The 11,099-nt window shown below is 41.8% G+C and carries 11 protein-coding genes; 6 read left to right on the top strand and 5 right to left on the bottom strand.

Features of this window, described 5'->3' with window-relative positions:
* Positions 1 to 23: 23 nt before the first annotated feature.
* On the bottom strand, positions 24 to 236 hold the full coding sequence (locus AC19MX_RS16335) for a SlyX family protein (RefSeq protein ID WP_432402520.1): 213 nt from the start codon (positions 234 to 236) through the stop codon (positions 24 to 26).
* A 21-nt stretch (positions 237 to 257) separates the two neighbouring features.
* Positions 258 to 1,229 carry a WD40 repeat domain-containing protein gene (locus AC19MX_RS16330; RefSeq protein ID WP_432402518.1) on the bottom strand — a complete coding sequence of 324 codons (972 nt, stop codon included), beginning with the start codon at positions 1,227 to 1,229 and terminating at the stop codon, positions 258 to 260.
* Between the two features lie 167 nt (positions 1,230 to 1,396).
* Between AC19MX_RS16330 and fkpA the strand changes: the two genes are divergently transcribed.
* Positions 1,397 to 2,152, top strand: coding sequence for an FKBP-type peptidyl-prolyl cis-trans isomerase (gene fkpA / locus AC19MX_RS16325; RefSeq protein ID WP_432402516.1), 756 nt, complete (start codon positions 1,397 to 1,399; stop codon positions 2,150 to 2,152).
* Positions 2,153 to 2,490: 338 nt separating this feature from the next.
* Here fkpA and AC19MX_RS16320 read toward each other — a convergent pair whose 3' ends face one another.
* Positions 2,491 to 3,456: a zinc transporter ZntB gene (locus AC19MX_RS16320; protein ID WP_432402514.1), complete on the bottom strand. Its 966-nt coding sequence runs from the start codon at positions 3,454 to 3,456 to the stop codon at positions 2,491 to 2,493.
* 200 nt (positions 3,457 to 3,656) lie between these two features.
* On the opposite strand from AC19MX_RS16320, the gene AC19MX_RS16315 reads away from it, so the two are divergent.
* Positions 3,657 to 4,028, top strand: a complete 372-nt coding sequence (locus AC19MX_RS16315) for a YacL family protein (protein WP_498299208.1) — start codon at positions 3,657 to 3,659, stop codon at positions 4,026 to 4,028.
* Between the two features lie 91 nt (positions 4,029 to 4,119).
* Here the strand turns inward: AC19MX_RS16315 and AC19MX_RS16310 are convergent, their stop codons facing one another.
* Both AC19MX_RS16310 and narQ read right to left on the bottom strand, forming a co-directional pair.
* The gene (locus AC19MX_RS16310) at positions 4,120 to 4,749 is read right to left on the bottom strand and encodes a response regulator (RefSeq protein WP_432402510.1); all 630 of its coding nucleotides are present in this window, start codon (positions 4,747 to 4,749) and stop codon (positions 4,120 to 4,122) included.
* Entirely contained in the window at positions 4,742 to 6,460 is a 1,719-nt protein-coding gene (narQ, locus tag AC19MX_RS16305; protein WP_498299207.1) for a nitrate/nitrite two-component system sensor histidine kinase NarQ, read from the bottom strand. The genes AC19MX_RS16310 and narQ overlap by 8 nt, the downstream gene beginning before the upstream one ends.
* A gap of 285 nt (positions 6,461 to 6,745) precedes the next feature.
* Between narQ and nrfA the strand changes: the two genes are divergently transcribed.
* The 4 genes from nrfA (at position 6,746) to AC19MX_RS16285 (ending at position 11,059) form a co-directional block, all read left to right on the top strand.
* A complete protein-coding gene (gene nrfA, locus AC19MX_RS16300) occupies positions 6,746 to 8,137 on the top strand; it encodes an ammonia-forming nitrite reductase cytochrome c552 subunit (protein WP_498299206.1) in 1,392 nt (463 codons plus the stop codon).
* Between the two features lie 619 nt (positions 8,138 to 8,756).
* Positions 8,757 to 9,095 carry a P-II family nitrogen regulator gene (locus tag AC19MX_RS16295; protein ID WP_432402506.1) on the top strand — a complete coding sequence of 113 codons (339 nt, stop codon included), beginning with the start codon at positions 8,757 to 8,759 and terminating at the stop codon, positions 9,093 to 9,095.
* Positions 9,096 to 9,104: 9 nt separating this feature from the next.
* On the top strand, positions 9,105 to 10,355 hold the full coding sequence (locus AC19MX_RS16290; RefSeq protein WP_498299205.1) for an ammonium transporter: 1,251 nt from the start codon (positions 9,105 to 9,107) through the stop codon (positions 10,353 to 10,355).
* 368 nt (positions 10,356 to 10,723) lie between these two features.
* Complete coding sequence (locus AC19MX_RS16285) at positions 10,724 to 11,059, top strand: hypothetical protein (RefSeq protein WP_498299204.1); 336 nt, start codon at positions 10,724 to 10,726, stop codon at positions 11,057 to 11,059.
* The last annotated feature ends 40 nt before the right edge of the window (positions 11,060 to 11,099 follow it).

The following is an 11,099-nucleotide window of genomic DNA, read 5'->3' as shown; positions in this document are numbered from 1 at the left end:
TCATGGTATTGAGTATGACGATATTAATAGTGCGGTGGCGGTGTTTCATCGGCTTGGGATGCCATATTACTCGGCTCCATAGCTTGCATTTTGTTGACCATTAATAGCATTTGCTGTTGTAGTCTGGCAACTAATGTATTGAGTTTAATCACTTCTTGATTAAGTTCTTCAATGGTGATGTCCTGAAAAGAAAGCTTCATTTCAAGGTCGTCAATCTTCTGCAAAACGTGCTCCATATGGGCCTCTATTTATCTCTGTTACTGCTGCCAATATTCAATTAAACCTTGGCTACTAATGCTGACAATGGTGCCTTGGGCTGTCATTGCGGCAGAGTATACTACAGCGCCTCTGTTTTGGGTGTTTTTACTCAGCTGAACTTGCCAGTGCCCTGAGGATTCACCAGAGTCAACTTGCCACAAAAAAATCTCTTTTGAGGGCGTACCTGTGAGCAGTTGTGTATCATTTTTGACAAAGCGTGCCGAGGAAAAGTTCATTTGGCGGCGAATAATATTCAGTTTACTCAACGGCTCACCAGAAGCTGATTGCCACACGGTAGCATTGCCGGTGATGTCAGCCGCAAAACTTAAGCTGCCACTGTCGTTGATGAGAACTTTGGTAATACGTGAACTTAATTGCCATTGCTTGATGGGTTGGCCGCTTTGGCTATTCCATAACATCACTTTGCCATCATTTCCGCCTGTTAGCGCCGTTTGACCATCGGCACTTATCGATACGCTATTGACCTTTTCTTGATGGCCTAAAAATTGAATTAAACGACTTTTTTGTGGGGATAGTGACATCACGGAACCATCCACAAGTCCCACTAATGTTTGGCCATTATCGGCGATAGCGACACTTTGAGCATACGAGGGCAGTGACCACCACCCGACTGAGCTGCCATCATTTAAGCGCCAAATGGCTAATGAGCTACTGCTAATGGTCGCGGCAAAGGTATTGTTGGCTGATATTGCCGTATCGATGACATTACTGGTGTTATCTTGCTGACCTTGAAGCCATTGGTAGGACATGCTTGGGCCAGTTAAATCCCACACTTGTACCCCATTGTTGGCGGTGCTCACCAATGCTAATTGGCCGTCGGCAGACAAGCTCGCACTGTAACTGGCGTCAGTCGTGATCTCTACAACCTTGTTTGGTGCGGGTTGGCAACCTGATAAAAGCCATACGCACAGCCAAGTTGAGCAAAAAAACAGCATTGAAACCCGTGTCATGAACTTGCCCCTTGAATTATTGTCGTAAACCTTGTGATATAAGGTTGACCCAATGGTATAACCCCATTAACTAGTATAAAGTGGCAAGCGAACATGACCACTAAAACATCTCATAGTTAGAATGTATTAGGTTATTGTAACCACTAAAGGATGCTGAGGAAGCTTTAATGAAATCTATTTACAAATTATCGTTAGTTGCATTAGCTGTTGTTGGTTTGACTGCATGTAACCAAGAACAAGACGTAGCACAAAAGAAAGTAGAGTTAACAACTGACGCTCAAAAAGAAGCATACAGTGTGGGTGGTTCAATTGGTAAGTACATGTCTGGTCACATTAAAGAGCAAGAAGAGTTAGGTTTTGCTGTTGACCGTACTATGGTTATCAAAGGCTTTAGCGATGGCTTAGGCGAAGAAATGCAGTTGACCGAAGAAGAAATGCAAACTGTATTACAAGACCTAGACAAAAAGTTAAACGACAAGCGTTTAGAGCAAGCTGAAGCGTTAGCGGCTAAATCAGTTGCTGAAGGCAAAAAATTCTTAGAAGACAATAAAGCCAAAGAAGGCGTAACGACGACTGAATCTGGCCTTCAATACGAAGTATTAGAAGCGGGTAAAGGCGACAAACCTGCTGCAGAAGACACCGTTGAAGTACATTACCGTGGCACGTTAATTGACGGTACTGAGTTCGACAGTTCATATGCTCGTGGTGAAACGGCTAAGTTCCCATTGAACCGTGTTATTCCTGGTTGGACTGAAGGTGTACAGTTAATGCCTGTAGGCGCTAAGTATAAGTTTGTTATCCCTGCAGAACTTGCATATGGCGACCGCGATACTGGCACTATTCCAGCTAACTCAACATTGGTTTTCGAAGTTGAACTTGTGTCTGTAGAAAAAGCAGCAGCTGCCGCTGCCGCGACCAAGTAATAGTGTGAATACATGCTGACTCGTGTTTGGTGTTAACGCCCAAATGATTGAGTTAATTACAAAAAGGACGCTAAGCGTCCTTTTTTATTGGGTGTAACTTGGTCGTTTTACCCAGATCAACGGCTAATAACCTAAGCCCGGGATAATAAACGCCTTTCAAACAGCCCTTTGCCCTGCTAACTGTGTTGAATCGACTTACAATAGGCTAGCTATTGACGCGTCAATTCGCCTTGTTAGCAGAACAAATGACAAGCTTGAAAGTTAGGAGGTGTAACATGCTGATTTTAAATAACATAAGTTCATCCCTTATTCCGGGCTCAGATTAATAAACCTAACGTTTACAGCCACTTTAAACGATAAAATAAATACATTTGCAAGGCGATAAGGCCAAATAAGCCACCGCAGAATGCGGCGAATGCCCAGTTAGTCTCTGCACCTGGAATACCACCAATGTTGACGCCGAGCAGGCCAGTTAAAAAGCCCAGTGGTAAAAATACGGCCGATATCAAAGATAAAAAGTACAGCCGTTGGTTCACCTGTTCTGATTGTTGCGATTGCAGTTCTTCTTGCGTCACACTGGCCCTGTCACGTATAGCATCAAGATCTTCAATCACTCGAATTAAGGTTTCATGGATTTCACGTAAACGGACTTTGTCATTATCGTCAAAGAGCTCGTTGGTTTCGTGTAACATCCGCGAAAAGGCTTCACGCTGTGGCGCTAGGTAACGACGAAGCACTACGGTTTGACGGCGAAGTTCGGCAATGTCGGTACGTAAGCTTTTATTGACTTTAGTCACCACGCGCTCTTCTAACTCGTCGAGTTGCTCCTCAAGTTTACCGATAAATTCAACTTTACGATGCGTTAAACGTTCACAAATGGCCATGATAAATGCAGCGGTATCGATAGGGCCTTTACCTTGGGAAATGGCATCTGCAATGTCGATAACCGATTGCAGCTGACGCTCGCAGGTTGAAATGATTTTATGCTCTTCGGCATAAATGCGTATCGCGACCATATCTTCAGGATCTGAATTGGGATTTAAGTTCACTCCGCGCAGCGCTAACAACACTCCCTTGTTTGAGTTGACGACCCTAGGGCGAGTATCGGTGGCTAATAAGGTATCGGTTTCGACACGGTCGAGCCCCGAGTTCAGGATCCATTTACGGGCTTTAGGTTCACGATAGCGAAGGTGTAGCCACAATAAGCCATCCTGAGGCTGCCATTGAGCCACTTGCTCCTCGCTCAGAGACTGGCCTGCATTTGGCCCCGTTAACAGTAAGCTATAAATAAAACCAGTATTCATTGTTTATCATTCCAAGTGTTCGCTATCACAGCCATTAAGTTTGGCCCAGGTTTATTGGGTATATATATTGATTATAGCGAATGAAACCCTATATTTATCTAACATTTAATCAGATGTGGACTGATCCGACGACATTACAGGCAGCAGGTTTTGGTTTCTTCGGTTAAAATAGTGATAACGCTAATTACAGAGCAACAATAATGGAATATCAATTTCGTCGTAACCGTTTGGAAGGAACGGTTTTTGCTGAGTTTAGTATGGGGCATGAAGTATTAGGCCGCTGGTTTGCTGAAGATCTAGGTGACGATAACAGCCGAGCTAATAATATCCTAACTCAAATTATTTTAATTAAATCAGGCAGTAAAAATCAGTGGCGTCACGTCGGTGCTGACTTGACCATCGATATCGACACAGAACAGGTGCGAGTTTTTGCTAATGTCATCGATTTTGAAGAAGAGCATTATTTAGATGACGCAATGAATTTGTATGATGCGGAGTCGGAGTCATATTGCGGTTTAGAAGACTTTGAGTCTGTATTGCAAAGCTGGCTTGCCTTTATTAATCAAAGATAATAATACCCCACGCTCAGGTGTGGGGTATCGCCAATCGCAATGTTCATCAAAAGCGTGTTGACAGGGTGATTACTTTACAGCGTTTACTCGGCTAGTTATTAAGATAACGTACTGCCATTTCGGTACGTGATTTGGCATTCGCTTTACGCAGTAGATTTTTTACATGCACTTTTACCGTGCCTTCACTGATGTGTAAGTCTTCAGAAATCATGCGATTACTTTTCCCTTCCGCAAGTTCCTGCAAAATTTGTAATTCACGTGGCGTGAGGCTTTCAATCCAGGTGTTGTCATCAGTAGCATTTTTTAGCTCGTAAAGATAAGCCTCAACTTCTTCGCTAATGACTCTATGGCCTAACATGGCTTTTTTGAGTTGCTCAAGTAATAAATCAGGCTCAGTGTCTTTAAGTAAATAACCATCAGCACCTGCACGAAGCAGTCTAATAACGTCTTGCTTGGCGTCTGATACGGTTAAAATGACAATTCTCGCGGTAACCCCTTCTTGGCGCATGGCGTTAAGCGTGTCGAGGCCTGACATACCTTTCATATTTAAGTCGAGTAAAATGATATCGGGTTCATTGTCAGCAACGGCTGTGAGTGCTTCTAAGCCAGTGCCCGTTTCGCCAAAAAGTAAAAAATCACTGTCAGAGGTGACAAGCTGGCAAATGCCACGGCGTAACAGGGGATGATCATCTACAACAAGTACGGAATACGGCTTACCCATTTAAAGGCTCCTGTTGAGGTGGAAAACTGAGCGTAACGGTGGTGCCGCCATGCTGATTACTGTTGAACGACACTATGCCATCGAGTTTATTGGCTCGTTCATGCATAATACCGATACCAAAATGTTGGTCGCGTTCTTGTAAATGTGCAACACCAATACCGTCATCGCATATCGCTATGGTTATCATACCATTTTTTGTTAACTGACAATCTACCATTATATGAGACGGACTGGCGTGTTTTATTGCATTTAGCGTTGCTTCGCGTATCAATTGCAAAATATGAATATGTTGCTTTGCTTCCAGTAAATGAGACGACAGTTTGTAATTAAGCTTGATATCAACTTCACTTTGTTGGCGCAATTGATCGAGCATGACCTCAATCGCCTGGCTTAAGTTGGGTTCTTTAATGGTTAATCTAAAGGTTGATAATAATTCACGTAATTGTACATACGCTGTACTCACGCCTTCATTGATCTCTATCAACTGCCCCTCAACTACTGGGCTGCGGCAGCTTTGATCTAAGCTTTTTCTAAGTAAACTGACCTGAATTTTTAAAAATGACAATAATTGCCCAATCGAATCATGTAACTCTCTGGCGATAACAGCACGTTCTTCCATTAACGCCAGTTGTTGGCGTTGTTCTGTTGCATTATGAATGGTGATAGAACGCGACAGCATCATGGCAAAATTTTCAAATAGCTGACGGTTTAAGGGCTGACTTGATATGACGTCTAAATAGCCCAGTTTGGTTGCCTCAATCGTTAATGGAAACTGTACTGACTTTATGTTGTTTGCTTCATCTGGCCAGCCGCCTTCCGCTTTAATGACATCGCTTGAGTCATCTTCATGCTTAATCACTAACCTGAGAAAATCCAGGTTTTCAAAGCCTTTCAGTTGATTGATTGCAGATTGTAACGCTTTGTAGTCGAGTTTATCGGCATGGAGCATAACGAGGTTGTCATAGAGGAAACCAAGCTCGTTATTGGCTCGAGTCAGAGCTAGGGTTTTGTCGTTAACTTGACCTTCTAAATCTTCATACAAATCGGCTAACTCGGCCGCCGTTTTTTTCAATGCATTACCGAGTGCGGTGAGCTCTATATAACCCGTTTTAGGCATCTCTACTTTAAAGTTACCCTTAGAGATTGTGGCCGCGCTGTCCATTAATAATTGCAACGGTTTAACAACCCGTTTACGCGTAAATAATACCGACATAAATGCAATCACAAGCAAAATCACTAAGCCAATAATTTGGCCAATAACCAGTAGTTTTAGCTTAAATGCCGCAAACAATTCCATCTTCAATACTAGCGTATCAATGGTATCGACAAAGTCTTTTAATGCTACTGAATATAGGCGTGCATTGCCTTCTTCAATGTAGGTTTTCATCACCTGCCATTTGTCGATAACCAACAAGTATTGTTCGCTCAGTTCTTGTGGGCTGTACCAGGCAAGTGTTCTTTTTAGTGCATCAGAATTAAGGGTATTTTCAAATTCGATAATTTTTTCATCGGTGTTGATGCTGCCGGCATTGGTAAAGAGCAATAAACGGTAACTTTGCATGCGCATTGAGCCAGAAGCATTAATCCCTTTCGCATCGTCTAGACTAAAAGTTAAGTTAACGATGGAAAACACTGCTAAGCTTGATGACAATAAAATCAGCAACAGCATTAAGCTTAAAATGGTGGAGGTAAGACTGCCTCGAGTGAACATAAAATCCTACTTAACATGACGAAAAAATGGAATATTGATCAGACAAAAATAGGGTTTTAACCCTTATCTAATCGTGTGTTCTACATTAGGTGTGTCTGCATTACATTAACCATTTTACAGAAATGTGAGATACATCCTGTTTACATGTTGATCTGGCGCAAACTTTCACCTCTATACCTCATTAGGGGTATGTCTAAGTTCGAGGTTAATGGCTACTTTTGTTAGTGGAGATGTCGTGATTATTAACATAAATATAATGTAACACGGAGATAAAGGGTGATGAAGATGAACGTAAAATCAATTGCACTCAGTGCTGTTATCGCTGCCAGCTTTATGGCTGCAGGCGCAATGGCGAGTGATAAAACCGAGCCTCGTAATGAGGTTTTTAAAGATAAATTTTCAAATCAATATAACAGCTGGCATGAAACTGATGAAAGCAAAGACGTTGTTGATATGTTGGAAAAAGTACCTAGTCTAGTTGTGTTATGGGCAGGTTACGGTTTTGCTAAAGACTATAGTGCACCACGTGGTCATATGTATGCAATTACTGACGTAACTAATTCATTACGCACGGGCGCACCCAAAAATGCAGAAGACGGTCCAATGCCAATGGCATGTTGGAGCTGTAAAAGCCCTGACGTACCTCGTATGATTGAAGAGCAAGGCGAAGACGGCTACTTTAGCGGTAAGTGGGCTAAAGGCGGACCAGAAATCGTTAATGTTCTAGGTTGTGGCGACTGTCATGAAAAGGGTTCACCAAAGTTACGCATATCACGTCCTTACGTTGATCGCGCAATGAACACAATCAATACCCCATTTGATAAAGCCTCTCGTAAAGATAAGCAATCAATGGTGTGTGCTCAATGTCACGTTGAATACTATTTCGAGAAAACAGCAGATCGTCCTGGTTTTGTTAAATTTCCTTGGGATATGGGTACCACTGTTGAGCAAATGGAAGTGTACTATGACAGCATAGAGTTCTCTGACTGGACTCATGCCGTGTCTAAAACACCTATGTTAAAAGCTCAACACCCTGGTTATGAAACTTGGAAAATGGGTACTCACGGTCAAAATAATGTGAGCTGTGTTGATTGTCATATGCCTAAAGTGACTAATGACAAAGGGCGCAAATATACTGACCATAAAGTGGGTAATCCATTTGATCGCTTTGAAGAAACCTGTGCAACATGTCATAGCCAAAGCAAAGAGTTTATGGTTAAGCAAGTTGAAGAGAGTAAGCATAAAGCAGCAGATTTAAAAGCGCGTGTTGAAGAACAATTAGTTAAAGCTCACTTTGAAGCGAAAGCTGCTTGGGATGCCGGCGCGACTGAAGCTGAAATGAAGCCAATTCTAATGGATATTCGTCATTCACAATGGCGTTGGGATTTTGCAACTGCATCACATGGTGCCTCAACTCATGCTCCAGCTGAAGTATTGCGTATTTTAGGTACTGCATTAGATAAAGCTGCTGATGCTCGTGTTAAATTGGCTCAGGTATTAGGTGCTAAAGGTGTTAAACAACCTATTGCATACCCTGATACTTCTACTAAAGCAAAAGCGCAAGCAGCATTAGGCATGGACATGAAAACCATGAATGCTGAAAAAGCTGAATTCAAGAAAACACTTGTGCCTAAGTGGACTGAAGAAGCGAAGAAACGCGAAGCAACCTATAAGTAATCAGCAATGATGGAATAGCGACTTATATCGTTATTTTGTTAATGATTAGCCAAAACCGCTCCCTAGTGAGCGGTTTTTATTTTTGTGGTTTGATTAGCCTAATACCAATCCACATTAATAAGTGACCACTCAGAATACATTCAGCGTTTTTTTGATTAAGGCGTCGCTATGTCGCCATGGTTGTTCTTTTTCAAATAGCGAGAATGTAGCGCAAAGCTGCTTATTTCAGCGATAATTCTTTTCATCACTCTGATGTGTCAATAACTACCATTTCTAATATTTCTCAGCCATCGCGACTTTTTGCTCTTATAACTCTCTGTTTCCACAATACTCATTTTTCAACATCCTCAGTTTTCAGCATCCTCAGTTTTCATAATCTTATTTTAATTAACAGTGTCCCTCCTTTAACTCATACAAATGGATTGACACCGTTGTTGCACCAAAATAAGGCGCTACTGATTTTTTAATGCACGCCATTGGTGCTTTTATATGCGTCTATAATCAAGAATATAAATTAAAGTGTTTTAAAACATGGATTTAAAAAAGTGGCCTAATGATTGAATTAGTTAATACAACAAATCAATAACAACTATATTTTTTCACACTTTTGGAGGTCGAGATGAAACTCGTCAGCGCTATCATCAAACCATTTAAATTGGATGATGTCCGTGAAGCCATTGCAGGCATGGGCATTGAGGGTATGACTGTTACTGAAGTTAAAGGCTTTGGACGCCAAAAAGGGCACACAGAGCTTTATCGTGGTGCAGAGTATCAAGTGGATTTTTTACCGAAAGTAAAATTAGAAATTGCCACTAAATCTGAAAACTTAGAAATGTTAATTGAAGCGATCACCACCGCAGCTCATACCGGTAAAATCGGTGATGGCAAAATTTTTGTGACTGAATTAGAACAAGCGATCCGTATCCGTACGGGTGAACTTGATAACGAAGCGTTATAGGGGGCAATTATGGAAGAATTAACAAAATTAGGGCTCACAGTAACTGAATTACGTTTCGCATTAGATACCTTCTACTTTTTAATTTCAGGTGCGTTGGTCATGTGGATGGCTGCTGGTTTTGCCATGTTAGAAGCAGGACTTGTCCGCTCTAAAAACACCACAGAAATTTTAACTAAAAACGTGTGTTTATACTCAATCGCTTGTGCCATGTTTTTGCTTGTTGGCTACAACATTATGTACGTCGACAATACTGAAGGTGGTATTTTGCCATCGTTTGGTTCGTTAATAGGCTCACAAGCAAGCGATGCAGACCATGCATTAGAGTCTGACTTCTTCTTCCAGGTTGTGTTTGTGGCAACTGCGATGTCTATCGTATCTGGTGCAGTAGCAGAACGTATGAAACTGTGGTCTTTCTTAGCATTCTCTGTAGTAATGACAGCCGTTATTTACCCAGTTGAAGGTTACTGGACATGGGGCGGCGGATTTTTATCAGAAGCCGGTTTCTTTGACTTTGCTGGTAGCGGTATTGTGCACATGGCTGGTGCGGCTGCTGCAATTTCGGGTGTATTGTTACTCGGTGCACGTAAAGGCAAGTATGGCGCGAACGGTCAAATTAATCCTATTCCTGGTTCAAACTTACCGATGGCGACATTAGGGATGTTCATTTTATGGATGGGTTGGTTTGGTTTTAACGGTGGTTCACAGTTATTAGTGTCTGATGCTGAAAACGCAACCGCAGTAGCTAAAATCTTTGTTAATACCAACTCCGCCGCGGCCTTTGGTGCAATCTCTTCTCTACTAGTTTGTAAGGTAGTTTGGGGCAAAGCCGACTTAACCATGATTTTAAACGGCGCGTTAGCTGGTTTAGTTGCCATTACCGCAGACCCATTATCGCCATCATTCTTAATGGCTGCCGTGATTGGTTTAGTTGCAGGTGCCGTGGTTATATTCTCTATCATCGCATTAGACCGTATCAAAATTGATGACCCAGTCGGTGCGATTTCTGTTCACGGTGTAGCCGGTTTCTTAGGCTTAATGTTAGTGCCTTTATCAAATGCCGATGCAAGCTTTGGTAGTCAGTTATATGGCGCAGCAGTTATCTTTACCTGGGTATTTTCTGCATCGTTACTCGTATGGTTTGTGTTAAAAATGACCATGGGCATTCGAGTGACAGAAGAAGAAGAATACAACGGTATGGATGTGTCTGACTGTGGTGTTGATGCATACCCTGAGTTTGTGAGTGTTAAATCTGCAAGTTAATTAGATCCGTCAATGATGTATAAAAACAGAACCTTCGGGTTCTGTTTTTTTATATTTGTAGTAAGTTGGTGACATATGATTTAAATAATACCATTGCGCATTAATAAGTGACCACTCAGAATGCATCCAGCGGTGTTTGATTAAGGCGTCGCTATGCAGTAATGGTTGTTCCCTTTCAAATAGCGAGAACGCAAAGCAAAAGCGGCTGGGGCATTCCTTTGTGGCGAGTTTTAAAAGGGCTTACACTGCGTTGCATGACTTCGAAAGAGAACAACTATTCATTCAGTCATACGCCTTGTTTAAGCCCTTTTAAATTCTAGCTGAGAGATCATTTACTAACACGCAATGGTATAAAGAGGCATGTGGCAATGGTGAATAAATTTAAGTTGGCTTGCGTAATATCATTGGTGATGTTGAGTTTTGCTGTGAATGCAGGCAATGTTGTGGTGCGTAAATCCTCTGAAGCATTCGATGCATTTGCGGTGCGTAACGAGGTTTTGTTGCAACATGAATGGCAACAGTTAATGAGACAACAACAGCAATTAAATATTTTGCAATCTCTCCCGTTAAACTGTATTTCTGTCGATACTACCTACCTCTACTTTCAATGTGGTCAACATCATTACCGACCTTATCAATATCAAGACCAACAATTATTTATCGAAATTGACCCTTATCAACGCAATCCTTCTTTACCCAAATAATCATCATAGTGCGCAACACTCTAAGCAATACTCTGCGCAA

Source organism: Shewanella sp. MF05956 (assembly GCF_059758055.1).
The sequence above is the reverse complement of the archived record's forward strand: the minus strand, read 5'-3'. Positions and strand labels throughout refer to the sequence as shown.

Excerpts from the sequence above, each read along its gene's own strand:
- nrfA (WP_498299206.1), top strand. The coding sequence starts at position 6,746 with ATGAACGTAAAATCAATTGCACTCAGTGCTGTTATCGCTGCCAGCTTT.
- AC19MX_RS16295 (WP_432402506.1), top strand. The coding sequence starts at position 8,757 with ATGAAACTCGTCAGCGCTATCATCAAACCATTTAAATTGGATGATGTC.
- AC19MX_RS16285 (WP_498299204.1), top strand. The coding sequence starts at position 10,724 with ATGGTGAATAAATTTAAGTTGGCTTGCGTAATATCATTGGTGATGTTG.
- AC19MX_RS16290 (WP_498299205.1), top strand. The coding sequence starts at position 9,105 with ATGGAAGAATTAACAAAATTAGGGCTCACAGTAACTGAATTACGTTTC.
- AC19MX_RS16320 (WP_432402514.1), bottom strand. The coding sequence starts at position 3,456 with ATGAATACTGGTTTTATTTATAGCTTACTGTTAACGGGGCCAAATGCA.
- AC19MX_RS16310 (WP_432402510.1), bottom strand. The coding sequence starts at position 4,749 with ATGGGTAAGCCGTATTCCGTACTTGTTGTAGATGATCATCCCCTGTTA.
- fkpA (WP_432402516.1), top strand. The coding sequence starts at position 1,397 with ATGAAATCTATTTACAAATTATCGTTAGTTGCATTAGCTGTTGTTGGT.
- AC19MX_RS16335 (WP_432402520.1), bottom strand. The coding sequence starts at position 236 with ATGGAGCACGTTTTGCAGAAGATTGACGACCTTGAAATGAAGCTTTCT.
- AC19MX_RS16315 (WP_498299208.1), top strand. The coding sequence starts at position 3,657 with ATGGAATATCAATTTCGTCGTAACCGTTTGGAAGGAACGGTTTTTGCT.
- AC19MX_RS16330 (WP_432402518.1), bottom strand. The coding sequence starts at position 1,229 with ATGACACGGGTTTCAATGCTGTTTTTTTGCTCAACTTGGCTGTGCGTA.
- narQ (WP_498299207.1), bottom strand. The coding sequence starts at position 6,460 with ATGTTCACTCGAGGCAGTCTTACCTCCACCATTTTAAGCTTAATGCTG.